Raw genomic sequence first — 25,581 nt, forward strand, 5'->3', positions numbered from 1 at the left:
CTTTTCCTTGCGCTTAAATCGTCTTCAGGAAGCTCGAATAGGCGGCGTCGTCCATCAGCGATGCGCATTCGCCAGGATCGCTGACTCTCACCTTGATGAGCCAACCGCGTCCAAGCGGATCGTCGTTGACGAGCGCCGGCGCTTCGCCGAGCTCGGGATTGACTTCGACGACTTCGCCGCTCACAGGCGAATAGACTTCGCTCGCGGCTTTTACGCTCTCGATGACCGCGATCTCTTTGCCCTTCGCGACCTTTTTGCCGACCTCAGGCAGTTCGATGAAGACGATGTCGCCGAGCTGCGACTGCGCATAGTCCGATATGCCCAGCGTCGCGAGATCGCCATCGAGCGCGACATATTCATGATCCTTCGAGTAGCGAAGATCGGTCATCTCGCATCCTTTCCATCCGGCGTTTTGAAGTAGCGGTGCGGGACGAAGGGCAGAGCCGCCACTGTGACGTCGACGCGTTTGTCGCGCAGCGGCGCCGAAAGCGTCGCGCCGAGGTTTGCGTGATTGCTGGCGACGTAGCCCATCGCGATCGGGCGTTGCAGCGTCGGCGAAAAGCCGCCCGACGTCACATGGCCAACAGCTTCGCCGTCGCGCGCCGAGAGCTCCGCGCCTTCGCGCAGCGGCGCCTTTGATTGCGGCTCGAGCCCGACGCGCCTGCGGGCAGGACCCTGCTCAAGCGCGATCCGAATGCGTTCGAAGCCGGGGAACCCGCCTTCGAGGCGCCGGCGTTTGCCGATCGACCAGCCGAGTCCGGCTTCGACGGGATCTGTGGTTTCGTCGAGGTCGTGGCCATAGAGGGGCAGGCCCGCCTCCAGCCGCAAGGCGTCGCGCGCGCCAAGGCCCGCCGGCGCGACGTCCTCATGCGACAGCAACAGGCGCGCGAGGTCTTCGGCATGCTCGGCGCGCAGCGACAGCTCAAATCCGTCTTCGCCCGTATAGCCGCTGCGCGACACGAAGAGCGGCGCGCCGCCGAAGTCGAAGGCGCGCCAGCCCATGAAAGGAAGGTCCTCGGCGCCGGGGAGGAGCGCGCCGAGGACCGAGGACGCGCGCGGGCCCTGAAGGGCGAGCAACGCGCGGTCCAATGGATTGAAGTCGAACTGGGGCAACGCCGCGCTGATAAGCGCGAAATCGGCCTGCTTGCGCGAGGCGTTGACCACAAGCAGCAGCCGCTCCTCGACGCCTGGCAGACGGGTGACGAGAAGATCGTCGAGTATGCCCCCGCTCTCATTGAGCAGCTGCGTATAACGCGTGCGCTCTGGCGAAAGCGACGCCAAATCGGCCGGCGTCAGACTTTCAAGCGCCCGTGCGGCGCGCGCGCCGGCGAGGATCGCCTGACCCATATGCGAAACATCGAACAGACTTGCCCGGCGTCGCGTATGGAGCGTTTCGGCGACGATGCCCTGCTCATATTGCAGCGGCATCTCGTAGCCAGCGAAAGGCGCCATGCGCGCGCCAAGCCGTCGATGAACGGCGTCGAGCGGAAGTTTGGCCAGCGCTGGAGGCGCGGCGGTCGCGACGTCGAGTTCGGTCACCATCAACTCCGCCAGGACATGGTTGGCGCAGCAAAGCCAAACTTCGCTACGCGCCCCCTCTGTCCGGTGACCTGAGAGATTTCCCTGCGCTAAAAGCGACAGGTTACGCCCTTCGGTGGGCGAAACGCTTGCGCGCTTCGCCGCTTTCCAGAGTTTCTACTTCGTCGCGGTCCTTTGGGCCTGAGCGTTTCCGGGGCGGTTTCGCCTTCGGCGCCGGCGCGAGCGCCGGTCTCTCCCGCGATGAAGTTCGACCTGCAACCAAAATGTGGTCGATTCGCGCGATCGTCAATCCCGGCGCTGCGGGTTTTTTTGCAATGCGGCAGCGCGCGGTCCGATCGGAAGCGCCGCTGCTCAGTGGCGCTTGGGCGCCCGCATGCGATAGACGCCGTCGTCATCGCGCTCAAAGGTCTCGTCGACCTGTGGATGGCGCACCGGCCTGTTGCTGTTGTCGGGCAGCAGATTTTGCTCCGACACATAGGCGACATATTCGGTTTCGGCGTTCTCGGCGAAGAGGTGATAAAAAGGCTGATCCTTGTTCGGACGCAGCTCTTCCGGAATTGAAAGCCACCACTCTTCAGTGTTGGCGAACACCGGATCAACGTCATAGATCACGCCGCGGAACGGATAGCGGCGATGCTTGACCACCTGTCCAATAGAAAATTTCGCGGAGTTTTCTCGCGGCATTCCAAGGCGCCTTTAACACGCTGTTTACTTGCCTTTTAGTAACGCAGCCGGGGCGCAGCCGTCAATCGGACGTCGCGCCACAGCCAAATCCCCTCAAAATCCGTAGATCCTGGCGAGGTCGGCGTCTTTGGCGGCGACTTGTTTGGCGAGGTCGACGACGACCTTGCACTGCTTCCAGGTGGCGTCGTCCTGCATTCGGCCGTCGATCATCACCGCGCCGGTGCCGTCCGGCATTGCGTCAAGCACCCGCTTGGCGAAGGCGACTTCTTGCGGATCGGGCGAAAAGACCTTCTTGGCGATGGCGATTTGCGACGGGTGCAGCGACCAGGCGCCGGCGCAGCCGAGCAGAAAGGCGTTGCGGAATTGCGCTTCGCAGGCGGGGGCGTCGGAGAAATCGCCGAAGGGTCCGTAGAAGGCCTTGATGCCGGCGGAAGCGCAGGCGTCGACCATCTTGGCGATGGTGTAATGCCAAAGGTCTTGCTGGAACGAGGCGCGCAGGCCCTGGCCGGGCTCGGCGTCGGCGATCACCTTATAATCCGGATGGCCGCCGCCGACCCGGGTCGTCTTCATGGCGCGAGAGGCGGCGAGATCGGCCGGTCCAAGCGAAATGCCATGCATGCGCGGCGAGGCCGAAGCGATGGCGTCGACATTCTTGACGCCTTCCGCCGTCTCCAGAATGGCGTGAATAAGGATCGGCTTCGTCACGCTATGCCGCGCTTCGAGCTGCGCCAGGAGCTGGTCGAGATAGGCGATGTCCCAGGGACCCTCGACCTTGGGCAGCATGACGACGTCAAGCTTGCTCCCGACCTCGCCGACGATCTCGATCATGTCGTCGAGCGCCCAGGGGCTGTTCAGCGCATTCATGCGCGTCCACAGGCCGGTCGAGCCGAAGTCGGTCGCCTTGGCCAGTTCAATAAAGCCGGCGCGAGCGGCTTCCTTGGCGTCGGCGGGAATCGCGTCTTCGAGATTGCCGAGCACGACGTCGACCTGTTTGACGAGCTCGGGAACTTTGGCGCGGAATTTTTCAAGATGCGGCGGCACGAAATGGATCATCCGCTCGACCTTGACGGGCGGTTCGCGCAGCGGCGCCGGGGCGCCGATGGCGAGCGGACGATAGAATTGATTGGGAAGTTTCATCTCGACGCAGCTCCAAAAAACTGCGTCGAGTTAAGCCAGATGCGTCGGCTTGGCAATGCTGAGCAGTTTGTCACAGCCGCAAAGGCTCAGCCCGCTACGGCGTCCCAGAGCAGCTTCAGGTTCAGCGCGATGATGACGACGGCGATGATCGCCGCAAGCGCGGTGGTGCGTCTGGGCGCGACGAGTTCTCCCATCACGCTGCGCTGCGCCGTGAAGGCTACGAGCGGCACGACGGCGAAGGGCAGCGTCACGCTCAGCGCCACCTGGCTCATGACGAGCAGCTGCGCCGTCGCCGACTCGCCCGCGTAAAGCGTCACGCCGATCGCCGGCGCGATCGCGATGCAGCGGGTGATGAGCCGACGCGTCGCCGGCTTCATCCGCAGCCGCACAAATCCCTCCATGACGATCTGTCCGGTGAGGGTGGCGGTCACGGTCGAATTGAGCCCGCAGGCGATGAGCGCGACGGCGAAGAGCGTCGCCGCGACCGGCTGCCCGAGCAAAGGCGCGATGAGCCTATAGGCCTCGCCAAGCTCAGCGACTTCCGTATGGCCGGTCGCGTGGAAGACCGCGGCGGCGAGAACGAGGATGGCGCCGTTGACGAACAGCGCGAGAAACAGCGCCAGCGTGCTGTCGATCACCGCGAAGCGAATCGCCTCGCGTTTCTTATCGAGCGGCTCGGCGACGGCGCGGGTTTGCACGACGAAGGAGTGCAGGAAGAGATTGTGCGGCATCACCGTCGCGCCGAGGATGCCGAGGCCGATGTAGAGCATCTCTGGGTCGGTGAAAAAGCGCCGCGTTGGAACCAGTCCTTGCGCGATCTGCGCCAGATCGGGGCGCGCCATGATGAGTTGCGCCAGGAACGAAAAGGCGATGAGCGCAAGCATCGCGACGACGAAAAGCTCGATCTTGCGAAAGCCGGCCCGCTCCAAAGCAAGGACCAGAAAGGTGTCGAGCACCGTGATGAAGATGCCGACCGCAAGCGGCAGGCCGAACAGCAATTGCAGCCCGATGGCGGTGCCGATCACTTCGGCGAGATCCGTGGCGAAAATGCCGATTTCCGCCAAGATCCAGAGCCCGACCGCGGCCGGGAAGGGATAATGCCGCCGGCAGGCCTGCGCCAGATCCAGCTCCGCGCCGACGCCGAGCCGCGCCGCAAGGGATTGCAGGACGATCGCCATCAAGCTCGACAGCACGGCGACGAAAAGCAGCGCCGTGCCGAATTTCGAGCCGCCGGCGAGCGCCGTCGCCCAGTTGCCGGGGTCCATATAGCCGGTAGCGACGAGATAGCCCGGACCCAGAAACACGAAGAGCCGCCGGAGAAACCTGCCGCCTTCGGGCACATGCACGGAGCGGCGCATATCGCCGCGTTGCGGAGCGGGCGCGTTGGCGGTCGTCGCTGGCGTCACATTTGTCTCCACGAGGCGCCGGCGGCGCCGGACACAGGATCTACTTGGCAAGGGCCGCTTCTTAGCAAGAAGTTTTCGCCTTAAGGCTTCCCTTTGTCACCAATGTAAATCGTGACGGGAGAATTTCACCTGCGGGCGAGCGCCGCCGCAGCCGCGCCTTGTCGCGCGCCGTTCGAGCAGGCATGCTCGCAAGCTGAGCCGTCGCGATTCAGAATCAGCCGATGTGCTTGTCATGCGACGAGAGATTGCGACACACAGTCAGAACAGCGGGGGCTGGTAATGTTCTCATTGACGATCCCGATAAGCTCGGAAGGCGGACACACGAGCTTCCATAATAATGTGCCCGATCCCGTGACCTCGGGCGCCGAGCTGCCGACGTTCAAGTTCGAGCTTGAAAAATCTCAAGGACGCGTCGACGGCGCCAGCTACGGCAAGGAAGCGACAGTCGCTCAGCTGCCGATCTCCAAGGACATCGCCGGCGTTTCAATGCGCATGGAGCAGGGCGTCATGCGCGAGCTTCACTGGCACGCGACCGCCGCCGAATGGGGCTTCGTCACCGAGGGTCGTGTGCGCACCACCGTCATCGATCCGGCGGGCTGCTCGGAGACCAACGACTTTGAGGCGGGCGATCTTTGGTATTTTCCGCGCGGCCATGGCCATGTCATCGAGACGCTGGGAAAAGACCTGTGTCATTTCATCCTCGTCTTCGACAATGGCTATTTCTCCGAATTCGGCACCTTCAGCATCAGCGACTGGCTCGGCCATGCGCCCAAGGAGCTGCTGGCGAAGAATTTCGGCGTCCCCGCGTCGACCTTCGACAGTTTCCCCAAGCAGGAAGTCTATTTCGCCAGGGGCAATAATCCGCCGGAGACCCCCGCGCGACCGTTGCAGGGATGGAAGCCGCCGCCGCTGACCCACAAATACAGCCTTCTGTCGCAAAAGCCCTATGAGACGTTTCCGGGCGGAATCGAGTGGCGCGTCGACGGATCGCAATTCCCGATTTCCACGACGATGACCGGCGTCGTTCTGGAAATGGAGCCCGGCGCGCTTCGCGAACTGCATTGGCACCCCAATGCTTCCGAATGGCAATATGTTCTGAGCGGACAGCTTAGCGTCACGCTGTTTGGGTCAAAGGGCCGCTGGCGCCAGGAGACGTTCTCGAAAGGCGACGTCGGCTATATTCCCCAGGGCATGGGTCATTCGCTCGAAAATGTCGGGACCGAGACGGTGCGCGTGCTCATCGTCTTCAACAACGCGCATTATCAGACGATCGACCTCTCGCAATGGATCGCCGGCAATCCGACCGACATTCTCGCGACGAATTTCGGGCAGGACCCCTCGGTCTTCGAGAAATTCCCGCGCAGGGACGTCTTCATGACGAAGTGAGTAATTACGAAATCCGTTTGAACGGCGCGGATGTCATTCCCGACGCGCGCAACGCGCGCGATCGGGAATCCAGAGCGCCGCCGCGATCCTTGTTGTGATTCTGGATTCCCGGTCAGGCCTTCGGCCTGCCGGGAATGACACTTCCGAGCAAACGGGTGAGCCGGTTTCCGTATAAGAGGCGCGTGCGAGCGCGCCTCGACCGCGCCCGTTACGTACTGACCTTTCGCAGCAGCGCCTCGAGCCCTTCGGGGAAAATCAGATCGTGCGAGACCGCGATCTCGTCCGCGCTCCACCAGCGCCAGCCGAGCACATGGATTTTTTCCTCCTGCGTCAGGTGGCGCGGCTCGATGGCGAAACGTTCGGTGCGGATGAGATAATAGCGCTCCACCGCCTGATGCCAGTCGTCGCCGATCTCCATCGGAAATTCGCGCGTCGCGACGACCGGACCGGGATCGAGAAGGGTGAGGCCCGTCTCTTCATAGACCTCCCGGCGCAGCGCCGACTCGAAGTCCTCGCCCTCCATGACCGCGCCGCCCGGCGTCGCCCAGAAGTGATGATGTCCGAGCGCCAGAAAATGCGGCGTGAGTCCGCCGGCGTAGCGCATCAGCAGGACGTCGTTATCCTGATCGACGATCAAGGCGCGCGCGGCTTCGCGACGTGGCAGTTCACGGCCGTCCCATGGCGCGGCGATTTCGGCGCGTCCCTCCGGCGTCGCCCAGTCGACGAGCGACCATTTCCCGTCCTCATAGGCGATCCAATTCGGCGTGGCGTTAAGCACCGGATGTTCGCGCTTTTCGTCGAGCCTCTTGCCGGCGGCGAGCCGCCAGGCGATGTCGAGCACGCCGGCATGGGCGACGACGAGCACGGTCTCGCCGGCGCTCTCCTTGGCGATCTGGGTCAAGGCCTTGCGCACCCGCGCGGCGAAATGTTCCAGGCTTTCGCCTTGCGGTGCGGCGAAATCCGGCCGGCGCGTCAGATAGTTCGGATAGATGTCGGCGTGCGTCGCCTGCACTTCCGCATGCGTGTGGCCCTGCCAAACGCCGTCGTCCTTCTCGCGCAGCGCCGGGGTCTTGGCGACGTCGAGGCCGCGTGCGCCGGCGATCGGCGTCGCTGTCGCGAGCGCGCGGCGCAGGTCGCTCGAATAGACTCTGTCGAAATGCGCGCCGGCGAGCTCCTTCGCCAGGGCGGCCGCCTGCGCGCGTCCGCGGGCGTTCAGCGCAATGTCGAACTGGCCCTGAAAGCGCCTTTCGATATTCCAGTTGGTCTCGCCGTGCCGTGCGAGACACAGAAGCGTGCGGGGCATGTCGTTTCGGATTTAAGGCGCAGGAGTCGCTGTGCAAAGCCGCCGGGCGTCTACGCCCGCGGCGTCCGGCGTTCTAGGGCCTTGCAGTGCAAAAGTCAGTCCGCATTCGCGGGGTCGCGGCGAATAACCGCAAGCGACTTGGCGCGCGCTGCGCAAAAGTGGCGGCGTTATGGGCGGAGAGAGCGCCCTAAACTTTGAGATTGATCCGCATTCGAGCGATTTTGCCCAAATGCAGTGCGATCTAATGTCTCAGGCCGGTGGTGAATTCGCCCGCCCGCAGCCTCGCGGGCAGCGTTTCGGCGAAGACCGCCACCGATTCCTCGCCATAGGTCGCCACCAGTTCGCGCAACGCCGCGCAGAGGGCGGCATGCGCGAAGGAATCGCTTTCGATCCCCGCGAGAATCGCCTCGGCGAAGGCCTCGGTGACATAGGCAAGGGCCGCTCGGTGCTGGTCCCCGCCCAAGTCGTAGAGCGAGGCGACGTTCAATTCGTTCATGACGCCACTGTAGAGAAGCCGCCCGCGCCGCGCGAGGCGACGCTCGCCGGAAGGTTAATTTCGCGAGTCCGCTTAGGGGTTTCCGTAGCGATAGGTGATGTCGCGGGTCAGCCGGGAGGCCTCCGCCAGATAGCGGGAGATCACCGTCTTGGCGTTGGGCGTGCAGGCGCGATAGGTCAGCTCATAGCCGCGAAATCCGTGGTTGAAGGACGCCATGAGCCTCTGGCGGCGCGCGCCGCTGGGGGCGTCGGCGTCGAGCAGCGCCGACATCTTCCCCCGCCACTCCTCGCCGTCGCCCGACCCGCAGAGGTCGCGCAGGAAGGCCAGCGCGCCGAGGACTTCCGAGAGCCGCGTGATCTGGGGATCATAGGGCGGCGGCGGCCCCTCCGGTCCGCTCGGCGCCGCCGGCGCTCCGGTCGTCCCTGGCGCGCCGGGCGCCCCGGGAGCCTGCTGATTTTGACCCTTCGTCTGGGTCTGCGCGGCGCCGTCCCGCTTGCGCGGCGGCGGACGCTCGGACCGTCTCGGCGCGCTGGGCGCGCGCCTGGCGCGGCGGGGGCCGTCGTAGCCGCCGCCGAAGAGGAAATCGAAAGGATCCTGCGCGGCGGCCTCGGCCGAAAAAAGCGCCGCGGCCGCCGCCACAGCGAGCGCCGCCGTCGCGCGCTTTGCTTGCCCTGTCATGGATAGAGCCGCTCCTTTTGCCAATCTTGACCCGGCTCGGCCCGGAAAAAGCGGACGCGGTCGTGGAGCCGGAACGGCCGATCGGACCAAAACTCCATCGCGACCGGCGCAATTCGAAAGCCGCGCCAATAAGGCGGGCGGGGAATGCCGCCCACCGCATATTTGGCGGCGAAGACGGCGACGGACTTTTCGAGCGCGAACCGGCTTTCCAGCGGACGCGACTGTTGGCTCGCCCACGCGCCGATGCGGGAATCGCGCGGCCGGCTGGCGAAATATTCGTCCGCCTCGGCGTCGCTGACGCGGCTGACGGGTCCGCGCAGCCGCACCTGCCGGCGAAGCGATTTCCAGTGAAAGAGCCCCGCCGCCTGCATGTTCGACTCGAGTTGGCGCCCCTTGGCGCTCTCGGCGTTGGTGTAGAATACGAAGCCCTCTGGCGTCCATTCCTTCAGGAGCACCATGCGCGCGTCGGGCAGGCCGTGCGCGTCGGCCGTCGCCAAGACCATCGCCTCGGGATCGTTCGGCTCCTTGAGTTGAGCCTCCTGGAACCATTGACCAAACAATGCGAAAGGTTCGGCGGCCTCGACAAAGTCACCCGACGTTAACGCGTTCAAGCGAGAATCCTTTCTCAAGCCGATTCAAAGATCGGCGCTTCAAAGGTGGCGCTTTGCAGTTCCAGTGCGTCAGACATACCGCCGCTTGCGTCATTGCTCAAATGTCGCGCGGCGCAAAGCTCATTGCCCTGACGGCGACGGCCGGCGGCCTCGCCGGCTGCTCGATCGCCGTTCCCATGGCCTCGGACCCTTCCGTCATGTGGAATTCGGAACGCGTCGCATCGGACGTCACAAGCGCGATTCCAAAGTCTCCTCCCAAACTGTCGGGCGCGCTCGATTCGGAAGATCAGCGCAGGGCGATCGCGGCGCTGAGCACCGCGCTCGATCCGCAAGGAAGCGGGACGAGCGTCAATTGGGACAATCCGCAGAGCGGCGCCAAGGGCTCCTTCACGCCGGTGGGCCAGCCCTATCCGCTGGAAGGCAGAATTTGCCGCGCCTTCCATGGCGACATCGTCGTCAGCGACACTCAGGAAAGCCTCCAGGGCGCGGCCTGTCGCGAAAAAACCGCTGAATGGGCGCTCACCGAGGTGAAGCGCTCCAAGAAAGGATGACATGTCGGCGCCCTTCGGCAAATGGCTCATTGTGGCGACAATCGCCGCCATCCTCGCGATTCCGGCGTTCTTTTTCGTCGCGCGCGCCATCATGGCCTGGCGGCAAGGCTACGACTGGGCGGAAATGGATTGGGACGACAAGGGCCATACGTCGATGGCGGATTTCCTGCGCGCCGCTGACGTCGGCAAGCGGCCGGTCGACGTCAATGGTCAGTCTTGCGTCGAATATTTCATCTACAGGGACGGGATCACAGTGAAGATCGTCTGCCCGCAACGCCGAAGCTAAAGCAACACGCCCGGATTGAGGATGCCGTTGGGGTCGAGCGCCGCCTTGATGGCGCGCATGGCGTCGAGCGCGACCGGGTCTTTCGTTTCGCGCAGGAGATCCCGCTTCAGCCGTCCGATCCCATGTTCGGCGGAAATCGATCCGCCGAACTCGTGCACGACGCCGTGCACGATGGCGTTGACCTCGGCCCAACGCGCGATGAATTCCGCCTTATCGACGCCGAGAGGCTGCGAGACATTATAATGGATGTTGCCGTCGCCCATATGGCCGAAGGGCACCGGCCGCGCCAGCGGGAAAGCGGCGCGCAGCCGTCGCCCAGCCTCCTCGATGAAGTTGGGAATGACATTCACGGGAACGGCGATGTCGTGCTTGATCGAGCCGCCTTCACGCTTCTGAGCTTCCGACATGCTTTCACGCAGCTTCCATAGCGCGCGCGCCTGATCCAGCGATTGCGCGAGCGTTGCATCTTGCGTCAAATCCGCGTCGATCGCGGCGGCGAGAATCTCGGCGGCGGCGCGCTCGGCGTCGCCATCGGCGAAGCCGGCAAGCTCGATCAGCGCATACCAATCGTGCGGCTGCGACAGAGGATCGCGCGTTCCGGGGATATGGCGCAGGACGAGCTCGAGGCCCTGCCGCGACACGAGCTCGAAGGCGTGGAGCATCGGACCCGCGCGGCCTTTGACGAAGTTCAGCAATTGCAGCGCCTGAGCGGGATCGCGAAGCCCGAGAAAGGCGACGGCGTGGGAGCGCGGTGAGGGGAAAAGCTTTAGCGTCGCGGCGGTGATGACGCCGAGCGTGCCTTCCGAACCGACAAAGAGGCGGGTCAGATCGTAGCCGGTGTTGTCCTTGCGCAGGGCGCCGATGGTCGAAAGCAGCCGGCCGTCGGCGAGCGCCACTTCGACGCCCAGCACAAGGTCGCGCATCGAGCCATAGGCGAGGACATGCACGCCGCCGGCGTTGGTCGCGAGATTGCCGCCGATGGTGCAACTTCCTTCGGACGCGAGCGAAAGCGGGAAATAGCGGTCGGCCGCCTGCGCGGCGTCTTGCGCCTGCGACAGCGTTACGCCGGCCTCGACCGTCATCGCGTCGGCCGTCGCGTCGACGGCGCGAATCTGATTGAGCTTTTCCAGCGAAAGCACGACGGACGCGCCGCTTCGGTCGGGGGTTTGTCCGCCGACGAGTCCGGTGTTGCCGCCTTGGGGCGTTACGGACGCGCCGGTTTCATTGCACAGCGCCAGGATGCCGGCGACTTCTTGTGGGGCGCTTGGCTTGAGAACGCAGAGCGCGCGGCCATGATAGAGGTCGCGAGGCTCAGCCAGGTAAGGGGACATCGCCGTCGCATCCGTTACGACGGCCGCCTCCCCGACAATGGCCGCGAGACGAGAAAGCAAAAGAGGCGCGTCAGACCGAATGGCTGTCACAGGCAGTAAGATGCGCCCTTTTTGTCGCGCTGTCCTTAGCGATAGTGACGGCGGCGATCATCTTTGCGGCGGGCATAGACATAAGCGCGCATGGCGACCGGCGCGCTTGCGAGGACGATACTGCATAATGTCGCGGCGATAAGCGCATTCATCATGACGTTCTCCTTCCAGACCTCGGAAATCATTGAATTTCCGGCTACGCTGGACCACTCGCAAATCCTATGCCTGATTTGGGCGGCCGGCAACTGCTCAGGGCGGAGCCGCTGCGTCGCAATGTCGCTTCTTGACGCTCCTGTGACATTCTTGGCACGCACGAGCGACGCAGGCGCCGACAATTTCATCCAAGCAGACGCCGTTTTGCGGATTTGCGTCCGCTCGACTTCTCGAAAACGGCCACGATCTCGACATGCGCCGCATAGCGGAACTGGTCGATGGGCGTGATTTCCCGGATGACGTACCCGCCTTTGAGCAAAATTGCGGCGTCACGGGCGAAACTTTGTGCATGGCAGGAGACGGCGACGACGATCGGAGCTTCCGATCGTGCGATTTCAGCCGCCTGCGCGGCGGCGCCGGCGCGCGGCGGATCGAACACGACGGCGTCGAACTCATTGAGTTCACAGGCGCTGAGCGGACGCGTGAAGAGATCGCGGGCGACGTCTTCGAGTGTGCGCAGGCCGGGCGTCGCATGCGCCGCGGCGCGCATCGCCGCGAGTGCGCCGGCGTCCATATCATAGGCTTTCACTTGCGCGCGCCGCGCCAGCCGAAGTGCGAAGGCGCCGACGCCGCAGAACAGGTCGGCGACGTTTTGCGCTTTCGCCGTCGCGCTTAAAACGCGGGCCGCGAGCGTTTCTTCGCCGGCTTGGGTGGCCTGCAGGAATGCGCCAGGCGGAAGCGTGAGCGTCGCTTCGCCGACTTGGATCTGTGGCGCGCGGCGGAGCGCGACAAGCTTGCCGTGATTCGTCAGCCGCGCGAGATCAAGCGCCTCAGCCGCGGCGAGCAGCGCGCCGGTTTCCGTCTCGGAGAGCGGCCCGCCGCCGCGTAACTCGACGTCCAAACCACCGAGGGTCGCCGTGACGGCGATGTCGAGCGGCTTGCCGCGCGGCGCGAGAATCGCCGCGATTGCGCGGGCGGCGGGCAGCGCTCCGGCAAGTTCGGGCGCGAGCACTGGACAGGTCTCGATCTCGACGATTCGATGCGAGCGCGCCGCCATATAGCCGACCCGCGCCTTGCCGGCATCGAACCGGGCGTGGAACGTCACGCGCCGCCGGCCGGCGCCATGCGCGTCGACGGTCGGCGCCACGTCGAGCGTCAGCCCTGCATTTGCGAGCGCCGTCTCGACGAGACTGCGCTTCCACGCCGCATAGCCGTCGGCGCGCAGCGTTTGAACGGCGCAGCCGCCACAATCCTCAAAGTGCGGACAGATCGGCGCGATACGCTGCGGCGACGCTTCGACGATGTCGACGAGGCGCGCGTGCTCGCCGTCGACCTCCGCCGTCACGGTCTCGCCGGATAGCGCATAGGGAATGAAGACGCGCCGCTCGCCAAGCAGCGCCACGCCCTCGCCGCGATTGCCGAGCCGCTCGATGACGAGGCGCTCAACGCTCATGATCGCGCCGCGTGAATCAAAAATTCGCGATTGCCGTCGCCGCCCTCGATCGGCGAAGGAATGTCGCCGCTTACACGCCAGCCGAGCGCTTCGATTTCGCCTTCGATGCGCGCGCAAACTTGTGCGTGAATCTTCTCGTCGCGCACCACGCCCTTCTTCACCGCGGCGCGCCCGGCTTCGAATTGCGGCTTGATCAGCGCGACAAGGTCGGCGCGCGGCCCCGCGAGCGAAAGAACATGCGGCAGCAGGACGCTAAGCGAAATGAAGCTCGCGTCGATCACGATCAGGCTCGGCGCCTCGGTCAGATGCGCCGCCGTCAGCGTGCGGGCGTCCTGCCCTTCGAGCGAGGTCACGCGCGGATCTCCGAGCAGCCGCGCATGCAGTTGTCCGTGACCGACGTCGGCCGCGACGACATGGCGCGCGCCGCGCGTCAGCAGAACGTCGGTGAAGCCTCCCGTCGAGGCGCCGACGTCGAGACAGAAGCGCCCGTCTGGATCGACGCCGAACTGGTCGAGCGCATGCGCCAGCTTCACGCCGCCCCGCGACACCCAGGGATAAGCCGCTTGCGCGACAATATGTGCGTCGGCGGCGATCGGCTCGGAGGGCTTTTTGACGATGCGTCCGTCGACGGTGACAAGCCCGGCTTCGATCGCCTCGCGCGCCTTGGCGCGACTCTCGAAAAGCCCTCGCGCGTGGAGAGCTGTGTCGGCGCGGCTCGCGGCCATCGTCATTCTCCCGTCTGCAGCAGCGTGCCGGCCCGCCGCGCGCTTTTCAGCAGCAGGCCGAACGCCGCCGATGCGGCCGCGAAGAGAAAAACGTCGATCGCGAAGCCCTGCGCCAGCAGATCCCAGCGGACGACGTGATCGATCAATACGGCGCGCAGACCTTCGAACACATAGGTCGGCGGCAGCATCCAGGAGATCGGCTGCAGCCAGTTGGGCAGCGTGGTCACAGGATAATAGACGGCGCCGAGCGGCTGCACGAAGAACATCAGCGACCAGACGAGGTTTTCCGCGCCAAGTCCATAACGCAGCAGAATGCCGGAGACGAAGAGACCGATGCTCCAGGCGAACAACATCAGCACCACAAAGAAGGCGGCGAAGGCGATCCCCAGCGCCCAGAGATTGAAACCGAAGAACAGGATCGCAAAAATCGTGACGGGAAGCACGCCGACAGCGAGTCGAATGAGGCTCAAGGCCACAAGCGCGCCGACGAACTCCGCCGGCCGCAGCGGGCTCATCAGAATGTTGGGGAGATTGCGCGACCACAACTCCTCGATGAAGGAGAAGCAGAAGCCCTGTTGTCCGCGCAGCAGAATGTCCCACAGAAGAATGGCGCCGATCAGCGTGCCGGCGGCCTGCGCCGCCCCGCCCGGCGCCGCGAGTGCGCCGGCGCGCACGAGATAGGTCTGCAGAAATCCCCAGGTGAGGAGCTGCACGGTCGGCCAATAGATGATGTCGAGCACGCGCGTGTAAGACGCGCGTAAGAGATAGGCGTAGCGCAGCACCATCGCGCCGATACGCTTGAAGGAAACATTCATGCCGGGGCTCCGTCGACGCGGCCGCGGGCGACGTCGAGAAACACTTCTTCGAGCGTGTCGCGGCCATAGCGCGCCAGGAGGCTTGCGGGCGAATCATCGTCGACGAGCGTCCCGTCCTTCAACATCAGCACGCGGTCGCACAGACGCTCGACCTCGCTCATATTGTGGGACGCGAGCAGGATGGCGCAATTATGCGTGCGTCGATGCGCTTCAAGTCGCGCGCGCACCCAGTCCGCCGTGTCGGGGTCGAGCGACGCGGTCGGTTCGTCCAGCAGCAAGAGCTGCGGGTCGTTGATCAGCGATTTGGCGATGGCGACGCGCGTTTTCTGGCCTGCGGACAGGCGTCCGGTCTGGCGGTCGAGAAAATCCCCAAGCGCCAGATCCTTCGCGAGCTGTTCGATCTTCGCGTCGAGATCCTCGACGTCGTAGAGCATGCCGAAGACGCGCAAATTCTGCCGCACGGTAAGGCGATGCGGCATGTCGACATAGGGACTTTCGAAGTTCATCCGGCCGAGCGCGCCATAGCGCTCGCGCGACATATCGCAGCCGAAAGCGTGGACCGAACCTTGCGTCGGCTCGATCAGCCCCATCACCATGCCGATCGTCGTGGTCTTGCCGGCGCCATTGCCGCCGAGCAGGCCGGTGACGGAGCCGGCCTCCAGCGAGAAGTCGAGCGGGCCGACCACTCTACGCTTGTCGTAACTCTTGGAAAGGCCGGCGACGACGAGCGTCGGCTTTGGCGCGACTGCATTTTGGGACATGGGGGTTATTAAGCTCGCCGCGCGTCGCCTCGCAAGGGCGTCACGTCTGGCACACAGGACAATAAAAGGTCGAGCGGCCGGATTGAACGACGCGCGTGATCGTTCCCTTGCAGCCCGGCGTTGGGCAGGCGGCGCCTTCGCGGTCGTAGACGCGGAAACTGTGCTGAAAATAGCCGAGCGAGCCGTCGATCTGGCGATGATCGCGCAGCGACGAGCCGCCCGCTTTCAGCGCATCCGTCAAGACATCCTTGATCGCCTCCGGCAGCCGCGCCAGCGCCGCCGTCGGCCGGCCGCTCGCCGTGACGAGCGATCCCGCCGCGCGCAGCGGCGAAATATGCGCCCGATGCAGCGCCTCGCAGACATAGATATTGCCGAGGCCGGCGATCAGGCGCTGGTCGAGCAGCAGCGCCTTCGCCGGCGCCGCGCGTCCGCGAAAGGCGCGGGCAAGGAACGCCGCGTCGAGCGCGCCATTCAAAGGTTCGACGCCGAGACCACGAAAGAGCTTGTCTTCATCGATCGCCTGCGTGGCGATGAGCAGCATGTAGCCGAAACGGCGCGGGTCGTTGTAGACGACGCGCCGCGCATGATCGAGATGCAGGACGACATGGTCATGCGCGGCGTTTTTGTCGCGCTTGTGGTGAAACGCGCCCGGCGTTTCTTCATCGATGCGAAACGAGCCGCTCATGCCAAGATGCATGATCAGCGAATGGCCGTCGTCGAGATCGGCGAGGAGATATTTCGCGCGCCGGCGAAGGTCGAGAACGCGCCGGTCCTGAAGACGCGCGGCAAAGCGTTCGGGGAAAGGAAAGCGCAGGTCATGGCGCCTCAGCTCAACGCGCTCGATCGTCGCGCCGACGAGCGCGGGCGCCAATCCCCGTCGCACAGTTTCGACTTCGGGCAGCTCTGGCATGAAGTGGGTTGATCCCGTCAAAGCGCCGGCGGGCTGGGGCGGCGCGGGCGTAGCCACCGGCTCGGCGACAGGCTATACCGTCCCCTTCCTTCCTCGTCACCCGAGCGCCTGATGATTGATCGAACTTCCGAGCGAGAGGGCTCGACCCATTTCGGCTATTCCGAGGTTCCCTTGAACGAGAAACAGGGCCTCGTCGACGACGTCTTCCATAAGGTTGCGCGGCGCTACGACATCATGAACGACCTCATGTCGGGCGGCATGCACCGGCTGTGGAAGGACACGCTCGTCGCCAAGGTCAATGCGCGGGGGCGCACGGGCTTTCGCCATCTCGACGTCGCGGGCGGCACGGGCGACGTCGCTTTTCGCATCGCCGCGAGCGCGGCGCATGACGCGGAAATCGTCGTGCTCGACATCAATGGCGACATGCTCGAAGTGGGCCGCGATCGCGCGCGCGAGCGCGGCGTTTCCGGAGTCGAATTCATACAGGCCAACGCCGAATCGCTGCCTTTTCCCGATGCGCATTTCGACAGCTACACGGTCGCTTTCGGCATTCGCAATGTGCCGCGCATCGACGTCGCCCTCGCCGAAGCCTATCGCGTGCTGAAGCCCGGCGGCCGCTTCCTGTGCCTTGAGTTTTCGCAGGTCGCCGTTCCGGGCCTCGACAAGCTCTACGAAGCCTATTCGTTCAACGTCATTCCGGCGATCGGCAAGCTTGTCGCGGGAGATTCCGAGCCCTACCGCTATCTCGTCGAATCGATCCGTAAATTCCCAAGCGCGGAAGAATTCGAACGGATGATCCGCAAGGCCGGCTTTCGGCGCACGGGTTTCGAGCGGTTGACGGGCGGCGTGGTGGCGATCCATTCCGGCTGGAAGAGCTGATCTCTAACGAGCGCGCTGCGAAAAATCGGGACCCGGTGACGCCGCGCTCTAATCTTTTGCATTCGAACACGCTAATTTGGGCGATTCCGCCCAAGTTCAGCGTGATCTAAAGAGCGGCGGCGTTCGTGATCCTTGGCGTCGGTCATTTCTATCGTCTGGCGCGCGCCGGCTACATCATGGCGCGCGAAGGCGTCTTTGCGCTCCTCGATCCGGCGCTTTTGCCGCCGGCCGCGGCGCCGCTCGTGCGCTTCGCCAATCTCTTCGCGGGCGGCAAGCGCGACGGCGCCGGGCGGGCGCTGGTGCGCGCGCTGGCGCAGATCGGCCCCTCCTATGTCAAGCTCGGGCAGTTTCTGGCGACGCGCCCCGACATCGTCGGGGGCGAGATCGCCGATGCGCTGACCGCGCTGCAGGACCGGATGGAGCCGTTCGGCCGCGACAAAGCGGTCGCGATCGTCGAAAAGGCGCTCGGCCGAAGCATCGACGAGCTGTTTGTGTCTTTCGGCGAGCCTGTCGCCGCCGCGTCCGTCGCGCAGGTGCATGTCGCCCAGGCGCAATACAAGGAGGGCGTGCGCAAGGTTGCGGTGAAAGTGCTGCGGCCGGGCATCGAAGGCCGATTCGCGCTCGATTTACGCGATATGTATCGCGTGGCGCGGCTGGCTGAGCGCTATTCTTCCGAAGCGCGCCGGCTGCGTATGATCGAGGTCGTCGATACGCTCGCGCGCACCGTCAGGCTTGAAACCGACTTTCGTCTCGAGGCGGCGGCCGCCTCCGAATTCGCCGACAATGTCGCCGGCGATCCCGAGATTCACGTGCCCAGCGTCGACTGGAGCCGCACCGATCGTGAAGTGCTGACGCTGGAATGGGTCGACGGCGTTCCTCTCTCGGATATCGAGCGGGTCGCCGCCGAGGGCTATGACCTCAAGGCGATCGGCCGCAACGTGCTGCAGTCATTTCTGCGCCATGCGATGCGCGACGGCTTTTTTCACGCCGATATGCATCAGGGCAATCTCTTCGTCGACAAGCGAGGCCGGCTCGTCGCCATCGACTTCGGCATCATGGGACGGCTGGGCCTGAAGGAGCGCCGGTTCCTCGCCGAAATTCTCTACGGCTTCATCATTCGCGACTATAAGCGCGTCGCTGAGGTTCATTTTGAGGCGGGCTATGTTCCCGCCAGCCATTCCATCGAAGAATTTTCGCAGGCGCTGCGCGCGATCGGCGAGCCGATGCATACGATCAACGCCGCCGATATTTCGATGGCGCGGCTGCTGACGCTGCTCTTCGAAGTGACGGCCCTCTTCGACATGCGCACGCGCACCGAGCTGGTGCTGCTACAAAAGACCATGGTCGTCGCCGAAGGCGTCGCCCGCGCCTATGATCCCAAGCTCGACATCTGGAAAACCTGCGATCCGGTGGTTCGCTCCTGGATCGAGGAGAATCTTGGCGTCAAGGCGAAGATCGAGGACGCGAGCAGAAGTCTCACGGAGCTGGCGAAGCTCGCGACGCGGCTGCCGCAGACATTGCAGGACGCCGAAACGGCGATTCAGCGGGTGAGCGAAATGTCAGAGCGCGGCGTCGATCTTTCGCCGCGCTCGATCGAGGCGCTGGGCGAGACGCGCCGCCGCTCCGACAGAACGCTGCTGATCGGACTCGCCTTAGTGCTCTTTGCCGCTATGTGGATATTCCATTGACGTAAGCTCAGGGCTTTGGCGTGATGCGCAGATTGGTGTCTGGTTGAGGAATCCTACCTGATCGGATGGTCGGCGAATCCCGCCACTGTGCGCCTATTTCCTGGATTTCCGCGGCGCGCGTCAGCATAGCGTTAAGAACTGCGGGCGTCTGCTCGTATTCCCGCGCAAGCGCGGGGTAGCGCTCCAGAAAACGACCGAAGGACTCCACAGTCGGGCCGCTACTCGTCTGCGCGATCCCTTCACACGAACGGGTGAGATCGTCGAGCGTCTGCTCCATGCGGGCCATGGCGACGAGGAAGCGGCGCCAACGAGGCGCGTCCATGTCGTCGCCGTCAAAATCCGCCAGCCGTTCGCCCGCTCTTTCGCCGAGCGCAACCAGCTTTCGGACAGTTTCCTCCGTCATTGCGATATTGAGGCCGCCCTCGTCGTCCGAAAGTCCGACATGGACGATACGCTCACGGTAGCCCGGCAGAACGCTCTGCAGATTATCCTGCCAGTCCTTCGCTGCATCGACGAGCCGGAACAGGAAGTCGCCGAAGCCCGAGAAAGGCAGAATGGGCAAGCTTGCCCCTTCGCGCGGATTGCGGAACATCCAGATGCGCCCGTCACCCCCCTCTGGATCATGCCGCTTCGGATCAAAGACATCGAGCGAGATGGCGAAGGTAGGCGTATTCGGCAGCAGCTTGTCGAAAAAATGGACTGGGAAGTTGCTCGAGAGCCCTCCGTCGCTAAAAAGGCAGCGTCTTAATGTCTGCTGATCGGGCTTCGAGGCATATTTGTAGTCGCGTCGCCAGAGCGGAACAGCGGAAATGAGCCCTGGGAAGCTGAGGCTCATGCGCGCGGCGACGACGATGGGCAAATCGTCCCGGTGGGGAAACGTATAAAATTCGCCGGGCTCCCCCTGCGACTGAAAATCTCGTTCGCAGACCTTGAGGAGGTGGTCGATGACCCGTGCGGGAAAGAGCCTCTTCCATTCTCCAATCTCAAAGACGAAACCAAAGGTGGCGTCACCCTCGCGTCCGCTATCGAGCGGCAGCGTATAGGGACGCTTCTCCATCAGACTCGTCGTCATCATCATCAGCGAGATCGGACGCCCGTCTTGCGGCGGCTTCTTGAGCTCGCCGAATGTCAGCGGCGCTGAGTCGGGCGCGCGGTCTGCCGCTTCGTCGATCAGCCGAGTGAGCCAGTCCGTAAAGCCTTCGTGTTCGCCTCCATCTTGTCGCAGGCCAGGGCATAGGCCGTAGTCGTTGTCGGGCAGCTCACGCTTGAACGCCACTATCAAACGCCAGACGAACGCGACGGCGACTCCAAGCGTAACAAGCAGAATAAAAAGGACAAGGCTCGGCCAGAAGGCGGCGCCCTGAGTGACGAGCAGCAACGCGAGGAAGAACCCAAGGCTTCCCCCGATGATCGCCTCCTTACGGTAGCCAAGAAAAGCTGCGCGCAGCACGCCGGCGACCTTCCCGAACGCCGATCTCGATTCGAGTAGCGCGATGAAAATATCGAACAGCGGTTTTAGCGCGGGCGTCGGTTGAAAGAGGCTCTTGAGATGTGGCCCGACTTCGTCGGGCACCGTCGCGAGCCTTACGAAGCCGCCTTTGTCGGACAAGCGCCCATATTCCGCGGCGGCCGCTGCTGCAGCGGCGATGGCGCCGGCGGACGTGCCGCCGATGTTCGAGAAACGATACTTCTTGGCGAGAGATGTCAGCGCTAGCGGATAAACGACGCCGGACGTGATGCCGCCCTTCATGACGATGTCGCAAAACTCTTGAGGCGCGGCGAACGCCGCCTGCGATTGATCGCTGCTCATAATGCATCCATAAAAATAAAAACGCCGCCCGCGTTAAATATGGCGGGCGGCGCTGGATTCCGTCAATGTGCGGCGCAGCGCTACTTCACCCCGACCAGCTCCACATCGAAGATCAGCCAGGCGTTCGGCGGAATGACGCCGCCGGCGCCGCGCGCGCCGTAGCCGAGTTCCGGCGGAATGACCAACGTGCGCTTGCCGCCGACCTTCATGCCTTCAACGCCTTCGTCCCAGCCCTTGATCACCTGACCCTGGCCCAGCCGGAATTCGAACGGTTGGCCGCGATCATGAGACGAGTCGAATTTCTTGCCCTTCTCGCCATTGTTGTAAAGCCAGCCGGTGTAATGCATGACCGCCGTCTGACCGATCTTGGGGGTCGCGCCGGTCCCGACCTTCGTGTCCTTGTGCTGAAGGCCGGTGAGGCTTTTCGTCATCTGCTCCTCCGTGCGCGCTTCAACGGTGAGCGCGAGACTCGCGACTGCGGCAAATGCGGCCAGAACCGCTTTGGAGACAAGGCGCATCTTTCGTTCCTCCAGCTTGTTTGAATCGCCGATCGAGCGCCTCTGGTCGAGGAAACCCGAACTTATTCCAGCACGCCAGTGTCACGGGCGAGTTGCAGCAAATCCTTCTGCGGCCGCGCGCCGACGTGAGAGATGATCTCCGCCGCGGCGAGCGCGCCGAGCATGGCGCTGCGTTCATGCGGCAAGTCCTGCGTGTAGCCGGCGAGAAAACCGGCGGCGAAGAGGTCGCCCGCGCCGGTCGTGTCGACGACCGCATCGACAGAACAGGCCGGCGCGGCGAGGGCGCTCGCGCCATTCGCCACGACGCAGCCCTTTTCCGACCGCGTGACGACGCCAAGAAGTCCGTCTTCGGCGCGCAGCGCCGCGAGCGCCGTCTCGAAATCGCCGGTTTGATAGAGCGCGTGCAATTCGCTTTCATTGGCGAAAACGATGTCGACCACCCGATCGCGGATGAGAGAGAGAAATTCGCCGCGATAGCGATCGACGCAGAAACTGTCGGAAAGGGTGATCGCCACCTTGCGTCCGTTGGCGCGCGAGATCTTCGCGGCCTTCAGGAAGGCCTCCTTGGCGCCGGGCGGGTCCCAGAGATAGCCCTCCATGTAGAGGACCTTCGCGCGCGCGACCGTCTCCTCGTCGATGTCCGTCGGGGCGAGCGCCTGACAGGCGCCGAGGAACGTGTTCATCGTGCGCTGGCCGTCCGGCGTCACGAAAATCAAGCAGCGCGCGGTCGCGGCGCCGTCGGCGGCCGCCGGCGTGTCGAAGGCGACTCCGGCCTTGCGGATGTCGTGCGCGAATTCGCGCCCCGCGTCGTCTTCCTTGACCTTGCCGACGAATCCCGCGGCGCGCCCCAGGCTCGCAAGGCCCGCCATGGTGTTGGCGGCCGAGCCGCCGGAAATAACCGTCGTCGGGCCCATCGCTGTATAAAGTTCAGCGGCCCGCGCTTCGTCGACAAGCGTCATCGAGCCTTTGCGCAGTCCGGCCTGCAGCAAATCGTCGTCCTCGGCGCGCGCGATCGTGTCGACGATGGCGTTGCCAATGCCCAGAACATCAAATGATAAGGTCATGAGCGTCGTTAATCCGTTTAGCGTAGGCAATCGGGCGTCTGCGCGCCGCTGGCGCGTTGTTTAGCATTGCGCCGCGGTTCCGTCGATCACATGCGAGGCATTCGCGAAATTCGCAAAACGAGGCGGCCGAGCGCCGCGCCGTCCGAATATGGATTTGCGTCTATCGGCTAATCGGCGACAGGATCACCTCGATGACGATGACGAACAGCGCCGCCGCGAAGAAGGCCGGCGCCGGGCGCAGCGACACGTGCCGGAACACGAAGGCGTACATGAACACCATCCAAATCAAAATCGGAAAGAGCAGAAAGCGCAGGAGCTTTTCGGTCGGCAAGGGCGGCGGCAGAGCAATGCCGAAGAGGAGGTGCAGGATAGTATAGACGAGCGCCGCAAGCCCGCTCATGATGGCGAGCGCCGTGGCGGTGCGCTGAAACTTTGCGTCCTCTTTCAAAACGCGCAGCAGGCCGTACGTTCCGCCGTAGAGAAGGACCACGCTCAGCACGCCGTAGATCAGGCTCCCGAGCAGCGAGTGGTTGAACGACTGCGCGATCGCCTGGAGCACGCCATAGGCGCCGAAAGCGCCCCACATCAATTCGCGCGAATCCGGCAGCGAGAGCTGCGACGCTTCGAGATTGATCATCTTGAGCACCGTCTGCGGCGTCTGCTGATTGAGAAGCGGAATATTGATCGGCATGGAGAGCGTTTCCGTTTTTGGCGTGGGAGAAGGCGAAGGCCTTACCCGCATTGGAAGCGAAAAGCCGTGCGGGCCCAGCGCGCCGCAAGAGCGCTGGCCAGGCCGCACGGCCAATTGGCGCCTCTCTAACACGCTTTGAGGGAGCGCGGAAATCCGGCGTTCTCATGGTGCAACGCAAACCAGCAGGCTACGGCAGGCGCCGGCTCCAGTCCTCACGCGCGACAACCTCGACGATGCGCCGCGCGGCGTCGCGCCAGGCGACGCGCAAGACCTGGTCCTGGTCGGCGACGCGGCGGCCGTCGAGAAAGTCGGCGATCGTCTCCGCCAGCGCTTTGGCGTTATTGACCTGAAAATAGAGCGCGCCAGCCCGTCCGACCTCGCGAAAGACCGGGATGTCGCTGCAGATGACCGGGCGGCCGCGGCGCGCCGCCTCGACGATCGGCAGGCCGAACCCTTCGGCATAGGAGGGGAAGATCAGCGCCGCCGCGTGGTCGTAGAGAAACGAAAGCTCGTCGTCGTCCGCGTCGTCGAACCAGAACAGCCGACGGCCGAATTCCTTATGTCCGAGAATTTCGCTTGCCACCGCTTCTTCAAACCAGCCGCGCCGGCCGACGAAGACGATCCGGACATCGCGGCCACTCGCCCAGAGGTCTTCACAGGCGCGAAGGGCGACGCGCTGACCCTTGCGCGGTTCGATCGTGCCGACGGCGAGAAAGACCGGCGCATCCCCGGCGACCGCCGCTTTGACCTTGTCGCGCGGCGCGGCGTCTGCGCGCAGCGCAAGATCGGAGCCGCAGTGAAACCAGCCGATCTTGAGACCAGGACGATGCGGCAGCCCTTGCGCGGCGACATAGTCGGCGAGTTCATCGGCGACGGTTCGCGAAATCGCCAGGAAACTGTCGCTCTCGAGGAGCGCCTTGCGCAGCCAGGCGCGATAGCGCGGCACCGTCACTTCGTGGCAGGCGTGCGGATAAAGCTCCGGAATGAGATCGAAGATGCAGGTGACGACCTCGCCGCCCGCGTCCCGAATCCTCGCAAAAACCGGCGCGAGTTCGTCGAAGGCGTTCCAGCTGTCAGAAAGCATCAGAAAGCGGTCGCCTCCGGCGATCGCGATCTCGGAGTCGGGCGCGGCTTCGCCGCCGACAAGTTCGGCGATGAAGCCATTGGCGGTCAGCAGCCGACCGTCCTCGCAGCGTGCCGCCAGAACCGGCAGGTCGAAGCTTTCGCCGCTATAGAGGCCGCGCGTCACTTCCTTGACGACGCGCTGAATGCCGGTGCCGGCGTCGCGCTTGATCGTTCCCGTCACATCGACCAGCAGCCTTCGCGCCGGCAGCGGCGCGCCGCGAGCGGCCGGCGCGCCCTCACCGGACGCCGACGGCCTCGTCGCGTCGGGCGGCGGGCGAAAACGCGCGACGACAGCGTTGGCGGCGTCGGCGAGAAACGCTTCGACCGGCCGAAGAAAGCGATAGATGTGGCCGGAGACCGAATAGATCAGCCGATGGCGCTCGTGGGTCAGATGCAGGAGTTCGGCGCGCAAATAATCGAGCTGGAATTCGAGCAGGCGGATGCGTTCGCGGTCCTGCTCGGGCTCTCGGTTTTGCCGCTCGCTCATGACCGCTTGCTCATGACGGCGCCGTTGTGGCCTGCGCTTGGGCGGCGCGGGCGTCGTCGAGGAGCGCCTGCAGCATGTCGTCGATGTCGTGGCGGGGGCGCCAGCCGGTCGCTTCGGTCAGTCTCGTCGCGTCGCAGGCGACGCTGGCGATGTCGCTTTCAGGGCGCAGCAGCGCCGGATCGACCTCGATCTCAAATTGCGCCCTTGCCTGTCCGCGCAGCCGCTCGAGCAGCGCCTCCATGCGATGCGCCCTTCCGGACGCGATGTTGAAGATCGAGACGGAAGCGGGCAGATCCCGCGCACTTGCGATCAGCCGCAAATAGGCGTCGATGACGTCGCGCACGTCGAGGAAATCGCGGGCCTTGGAGAGATCGCCGACCCTGAGGCGGGGCTCGGCGCGCCCCGCCTCGATCGCGGCGATCTGCGCGGCGAAGGAGGCGAGCGCGAAGTTGCGATTGCGCTGGCCCGGTCCTGAATGATTGACCGGCCGCGCCACGATGAGTCGCCCTTTGGGAGCCAAGAGATCCGAAAGCGCGCTCTCGGCGGCGACCTTCGAGCGGCTGTAGACGTCCACCGGCCGCAACGGGGCGTCCTCGTTCAAGACCCCGTCGCGAAAGCTTGCGCCATAGGCCGCCGCGGTTGAGGCGAAGAGAAACGCCGCGGTTGGGCAGTGCCGGGCGACCGCCGCCCCAAGCGCGAAAGAACCATGAAAATTCACCCGCCAAGTCATTTCGGCGGCGTGCAGCGCCTGCGCGATCGACGACTGACCCGCGAGATGGACGACGAGATCGGGACGCATGCGCGCAATCAGCGAATCGATCGCGGCTTCGTCGACAAGATCGGCGACGGCTGCGGCGAAAGCCTCATGGCCGCCGCGTTCGCCGGGACGCAGCAGCAGCGACCGCGTCGCCTGCGGATAGGCCTCGGCCAGGGCGGCGCAGAGGTGGCCGCCGACAAATCCGGCGCCGCCCGTCACCAAGATGCGCTCGAAGGCGGCCATCGCG

The 25,581-nt window shown here is 64.4% G+C and carries 26 protein-coding genes and 1 riboswitch; of the genes, 5 read left to right on the forward strand and 21 right to left on the reverse strand.

Annotated elements, in window-relative coordinates; translation table 11 throughout:
- Nucleotides 1-13: 13 nt before the first annotated feature.
- The 5 genes from gcvH to A3OO_RS0103955 form a co-directional block, all read right to left on the reverse strand.
- The gene (gcvH, locus tag A3OO_RS0103935; RefSeq protein ID WP_014891518.1) at nt 14-388 is read right to left on the reverse strand and encodes a glycine cleavage system protein GcvH; all 375 of its coding nucleotides are present in this window, start codon (nt 386-388) and stop codon (nt 14-16) included.
- Complete coding sequence (gene gcvT / locus A3OO_RS0103940; RefSeq protein WP_018406533.1) at nt 385-1,542, reverse strand: glycine cleavage system aminomethyltransferase GcvT; 1,158 nt, start codon at nt 1,540-1,542, stop codon at nt 385-387. The genes gcvH and gcvT overlap by 4 nt, the downstream gene beginning before the upstream one ends.
- Nucleotides 1,543-1,696: 154 nt before the next feature.
- A riboswitch (glycine riboswitch) is annotated at nt 1,697-1,787 on the reverse strand.
- 103 nt (nt 1,788-1,890) lie between these two features.
- Nucleotides 1,891-2,223, reverse strand: a complete 333-nt coding sequence (gene hspQ, locus A3OO_RS0103945; protein ID WP_018406534.1) for a heat shock protein HspQ — start codon at nt 2,221-2,223, stop codon at nt 1,891-1,893.
- Between the two features lie 93 nt (nt 2,224-2,316).
- The gene (locus A3OO_RS0103950; RefSeq protein WP_018406535.1) at nt 2,317-3,360 is read right to left on the reverse strand and encodes an HpcH/HpaI aldolase/citrate lyase family protein; all 1,044 of its coding nucleotides are present in this window, start codon (nt 3,358-3,360) and stop codon (nt 2,317-2,319) included.
- Between the two features lie 86 nt (nt 3,361-3,446).
- Nucleotides 3,447-4,778: an Nramp family divalent metal transporter gene (locus tag A3OO_RS0103955; RefSeq protein WP_018406536.1), complete on the reverse strand. Its 1,332-nt coding sequence runs from the start codon at nt 4,776-4,778 to the stop codon at nt 3,447-3,449.
- Between the two features lie 267 nt (nt 4,779-5,045).
- Between A3OO_RS0103955 and A3OO_RS0103960 the strand changes: the two genes are divergently transcribed.
- The gene (locus tag A3OO_RS0103960; protein ID WP_018406537.1) at nt 5,046-6,152 is read left to right on the forward strand and encodes a cupin domain-containing protein; all 1,107 of its coding nucleotides are present in this window, start codon (nt 5,046-5,048) and stop codon (nt 6,150-6,152) included.
- Nucleotides 6,153-6,360: 208 nt separating this feature from the next.
- Here A3OO_RS0103960 and A3OO_RS0103970 read toward each other — a convergent pair whose 3' ends face one another.
- From A3OO_RS0103970 to pdxH, 4 genes are all read right to left on the reverse strand, one after another.
- The gene (locus A3OO_RS0103970) at nt 6,361-7,455 is read right to left on the reverse strand and encodes a histidine phosphatase family protein (RefSeq protein ID WP_018406539.1); all 1,095 of its coding nucleotides are present in this window, start codon (nt 7,453-7,455) and stop codon (nt 6,361-6,363) included.
- 241 nt (nt 7,456-7,696) lie between these two features.
- Entirely contained in the window at nt 7,697-7,951 is a 255-nt protein-coding gene (locus tag A3OO_RS0103975) for a hypothetical protein (protein ID WP_018406540.1), read from the reverse strand.
- A 72-nt stretch (nt 7,952-8,023) separates the two neighbouring features.
- The gene (locus tag A3OO_RS0103980) at nt 8,024-8,629 is read right to left on the reverse strand and encodes a TIGR02301 family protein (RefSeq protein ID WP_018406541.1); all 606 of its coding nucleotides are present in this window, start codon (nt 8,627-8,629) and stop codon (nt 8,024-8,026) included.
- Complete coding sequence (gene pdxH / locus A3OO_RS0103985; RefSeq protein ID WP_018406542.1) at nt 8,626-9,240, reverse strand: pyridoxamine 5'-phosphate oxidase; 615 nt, start codon at nt 9,238-9,240, stop codon at nt 8,626-8,628. The genes A3OO_RS0103980 and pdxH overlap by 4 nt, the downstream gene beginning before the upstream one ends.
- 101 nt (nt 9,241-9,341) lie before the next feature.
- Here pdxH and A3OO_RS0103990 point away from each other — a divergent pair, with 101 nt between their 5' ends.
- Nucleotides 9,342-9,791 carry an RT0821/Lpp0805 family surface protein gene (locus A3OO_RS0103990; RefSeq protein WP_018406543.1) on the forward strand — a complete coding sequence of 150 codons (450 nt, stop codon included), beginning with the start codon at nt 9,342-9,344 and terminating at the stop codon, nt 9,789-9,791.
- A gap of 1 nt (nt 9,792) precedes the next feature.
- Nucleotides 9,793-10,077 (forward strand): hypothetical protein, encoded by a 285-nt coding sequence (locus A3OO_RS0103995; protein WP_018406544.1) that lies wholly within the window; start codon nt 9,793-9,795, stop codon nt 10,075-10,077.
- Here A3OO_RS0103995 and A3OO_RS0104000 read toward each other — a convergent pair.
- The 6 genes from A3OO_RS0104000 to mutM all read right to left on the reverse strand — a co-directional run bounded on the left by A3OO_RS0104000 (nt 10,074) and on the right by mutM (nt 16,315).
- Entirely contained in the window at nt 10,074-11,498 is a 1,425-nt protein-coding gene (locus A3OO_RS0104000; RefSeq protein ID WP_018406545.1) for an FAD-binding oxidoreductase, read from the reverse strand. The genes A3OO_RS0103995 and A3OO_RS0104000 overlap by 4 nt on opposite strands.
- 337 nt (nt 11,499-11,835) lie before the next feature.
- A complete protein-coding gene (locus A3OO_RS0104010; protein WP_018406547.1) occupies nt 11,836-13,104 on the reverse strand; it encodes a class I SAM-dependent RNA methyltransferase in 1,269 nt (422 codons plus the stop codon).
- Nucleotides 13,101-13,829 carry a TlyA family RNA methyltransferase gene (locus A3OO_RS0104015; RefSeq protein WP_040573603.1) on the reverse strand — a complete coding sequence of 243 codons (729 nt, stop codon included), beginning with the start codon at nt 13,827-13,829 and terminating at the stop codon, nt 13,101-13,103. Before A3OO_RS0104015 ends, A3OO_RS0104010 begins: the two co-directional genes overlap by 4 nt.
- A gap of 2 nt (nt 13,830-13,831) precedes the next feature.
- Nucleotides 13,832-14,644, reverse strand: coding sequence for an ABC transporter permease (locus A3OO_RS0104020; RefSeq protein WP_018406549.1), 813 nt, complete (start codon nt 14,642-14,644; stop codon nt 13,832-13,834).
- Nucleotides 14,641-15,405: an ABC transporter ATP-binding protein gene (locus A3OO_RS0104025; RefSeq protein WP_018406550.1), complete on the reverse strand. Its 765-nt coding sequence runs from the start codon at nt 15,403-15,405 to the stop codon at nt 14,641-14,643. Before A3OO_RS0104025 ends, A3OO_RS0104020 begins: the two co-directional genes overlap by 4 nt.
- 40 nt (nt 15,406-15,445) lie before the next feature.
- The gene (gene mutM, locus A3OO_RS0104030) at nt 15,446-16,315 is read right to left on the reverse strand and encodes a bifunctional DNA-formamidopyrimidine glycosylase/DNA-(apurinic or apyrimidinic site) lyase (protein ID WP_018406551.1); all 870 of its coding nucleotides are present in this window, start codon (nt 16,313-16,315) and stop codon (nt 15,446-15,448) included.
- A 108-nt stretch (nt 16,316-16,423) separates the two neighbouring features.
- Between mutM and ubiE the strand changes: the two genes are divergently transcribed.
- Complete coding sequence (gene ubiE, locus A3OO_RS0104035; protein ID WP_026222676.1) at nt 16,424-17,194, forward strand: bifunctional demethylmenaquinone methyltransferase/2-methoxy-6-polyprenyl-1,4-benzoquinol methylase UbiE; 771 nt, start codon at nt 16,424-16,426, stop codon at nt 17,192-17,194.
- Nucleotides 17,195-17,319: 125 nt separating this feature from the next.
- Nucleotides 17,320-18,882 (forward strand): 2-polyprenylphenol 6-hydroxylase, encoded by a 1,563-nt coding sequence (gene ubiB, locus A3OO_RS0104040; RefSeq protein WP_018406553.1) that lies wholly within the window; start codon nt 17,320-17,322, stop codon nt 18,880-18,882.
- Nucleotides 18,883-18,889: 7 nt separating this feature from the next.
- On the opposite strand, the gene A3OO_RS0104045 is transcribed toward ubiB, so the two are convergent.
- The 6 genes from A3OO_RS0104045 to A3OO_RS0104075 form a co-directional block, all read right to left on the reverse strand.
- Complete coding sequence (locus tag A3OO_RS0104045) at nt 18,890-20,692, reverse strand: patatin-like phospholipase family protein (protein ID WP_018406554.1); 1,803 nt, start codon at nt 20,690-20,692, stop codon at nt 18,890-18,892.
- Nucleotides 20,693-20,772: 80 nt separating this feature from the next.
- Nucleotides 20,773-21,210: an FKBP-type peptidyl-prolyl cis-trans isomerase gene (locus A3OO_RS0104050; protein WP_018406555.1), complete on the reverse strand. Its 438-nt coding sequence runs from the start codon at nt 21,208-21,210 to the stop codon at nt 20,773-20,775.
- 62 nt (nt 21,211-21,272) lie between these two features.
- The gene (locus A3OO_RS0104055) at nt 21,273-22,274 is read right to left on the reverse strand and encodes an adenosine kinase (protein ID WP_018406556.1); all 1,002 of its coding nucleotides are present in this window, start codon (nt 22,272-22,274) and stop codon (nt 21,273-21,275) included.
- A gap of 160 nt (nt 22,275-22,434) precedes the next feature.
- Nucleotides 22,435-22,965 (reverse strand): hypothetical protein, encoded by a 531-nt coding sequence (locus tag A3OO_RS0104065; protein ID WP_018406558.1) that lies wholly within the window; start codon nt 22,963-22,965, stop codon nt 22,435-22,437.
- 187 nt (nt 22,966-23,152) lie between these two features.
- Entirely contained in the window at nt 23,153-24,577 is a 1,425-nt protein-coding gene (locus A3OO_RS0104070; protein ID WP_018406559.1) for a glycosyltransferase family 4 protein, read from the reverse strand.
- Between the two features lie 10 nt (nt 24,578-24,587).
- On the reverse strand, nt 24,588-25,577 hold the full coding sequence (locus A3OO_RS0104075; RefSeq protein WP_018406560.1) for an NAD-dependent epimerase/dehydratase family protein: 990 nt from the start codon (nt 25,575-25,577) through the stop codon (nt 24,588-24,590).
- Nucleotides 25,578-25,581: the final 4 nt, after the last annotated feature.

Source organism: Methylocystis rosea SV97 (genome assembly GCF_000372845.1).
Lineage (GTDB): Bacteria > Pseudomonadota > Alphaproteobacteria > Rhizobiales > Beijerinckiaceae > Methylocystis > Methylocystis rosea.

What these genes read in the sequence shown, in the direction of transcription:
- A3OO_RS0104025 (WP_018406550.1), bottom strand. Translation starts at nt 15,405, where the DNA reads ATGTCCCAAAATGCAGTCGCGCCAAAGCCGACGCTCGTCGTCGCCGGC.
- A3OO_RS0104055 (WP_018406556.1), bottom strand. Translation starts at nt 22,274, where the DNA reads ATGACCTTATCATTTGATGTTCTGGGCATTGGCAACGCCATCGTCGAC.
- A3OO_RS0103990 (WP_018406543.1), top strand. Translation starts at nt 9,342, where the DNA reads ATGTCGCGCGGCGCAAAGCTCATTGCCCTGACGGCGACGGCCGGCGGC.
- A3OO_RS0104015 (WP_040573603.1), bottom strand. Translation starts at nt 13,829, where the DNA reads ATGGCCGCGAGCCGCGCCGACACAGCTCTCCACGCGCGAGGGCTTTTC.
- A3OO_RS0104010 (WP_018406547.1), bottom strand. Translation starts at nt 13,104, where the DNA reads ATGAGCGTTGAGCGCCTCGTCATCGAGCGGCTCGGCAATCGCGGCGAG.
- A3OO_RS0104020 (WP_018406549.1), bottom strand. Translation starts at nt 14,644, where the DNA reads ATGAATGTTTCCTTCAAGCGTATCGGCGCGATGGTGCTGCGCTACGCC.
- A3OO_RS0103975 (WP_018406540.1), bottom strand. Translation starts at nt 7,951, where the DNA reads ATGAACGAATTGAACGTCGCCTCGCTCTACGACTTGGGCGGGGACCAG.
- A3OO_RS0103970 (WP_018406539.1), bottom strand. Translation starts at nt 7,455, where the DNA reads ATGCCCCGCACGCTTCTGTGTCTCGCACGGCACGGCGAGACCAACTGG.
- gcvH (WP_014891518.1), bottom strand. Translation starts at nt 388, where the DNA reads ATGACCGATCTTCGCTACTCGAAGGATCATGAATATGTCGCGCTCGAT.
- gcvT (WP_018406533.1), bottom strand. Translation starts at nt 1,542, where the DNA reads ATGGTGACCGAACTCGACGTCGCGACCGCCGCGCCTCCAGCGCTGGCC.
- A3OO_RS0103995 (WP_018406544.1), top strand. Translation starts at nt 9,793, where the DNA reads ATGTCGGCGCCCTTCGGCAAATGGCTCATTGTGGCGACAATCGCCGCC.
- A3OO_RS0104070 (WP_018406559.1), bottom strand. Translation starts at nt 24,577, where the DNA reads ATGAGCGAGCGGCAAAACCGAGAGCCCGAGCAGGACCGCGAACGCATC.
- A3OO_RS0104050 (WP_018406555.1), bottom strand. Translation starts at nt 21,210, where the DNA reads ATGCGCCTTGTCTCCAAAGCGGTTCTGGCCGCATTTGCCGCAGTCGCG.
- A3OO_RS0104075 (WP_018406560.1), bottom strand. Translation starts at nt 25,577, where the DNA reads ATGGCCGCCTTCGAGCGCATCTTGGTGACGGGCGGCGCCGGATTTGTC.
- A3OO_RS0104045 (WP_018406554.1), bottom strand. Translation starts at nt 20,692, where the DNA reads ATGAGCAGCGATCAATCGCAGGCGGCGTTCGCCGCGCCTCAAGAGTTT.
- A3OO_RS0103960 (WP_018406537.1), top strand. Translation starts at nt 5,046, where the DNA reads ATGTTCTCATTGACGATCCCGATAAGCTCGGAAGGCGGACACACGAGC.
- hspQ (WP_018406534.1), bottom strand. Translation starts at nt 2,223, where the DNA reads ATGCCGCGAGAAAACTCCGCGAAATTTTCTATTGGACAGGTGGTCAAG.
- A3OO_RS0103980 (WP_018406541.1), bottom strand. Translation starts at nt 8,629, where the DNA reads ATGACAGGGCAAGCAAAGCGCGCGACGGCGGCGCTCGCTGTGGCGGCG.
- A3OO_RS0103950 (WP_018406535.1), bottom strand. Translation starts at nt 3,360, where the DNA reads ATGAAACTTCCCAATCAATTCTATCGTCCGCTCGCCATCGGCGCCCCG.
- mutM (WP_018406551.1), bottom strand. Translation starts at nt 16,315, where the DNA reads ATGCCAGAGCTGCCCGAAGTCGAAACTGTGCGACGGGGATTGGCGCCC.
- A3OO_RS0104065 (WP_018406558.1), bottom strand. Translation starts at nt 22,965, where the DNA reads ATGCCGATCAATATTCCGCTTCTCAATCAGCAGACGCCGCAGACGGTG.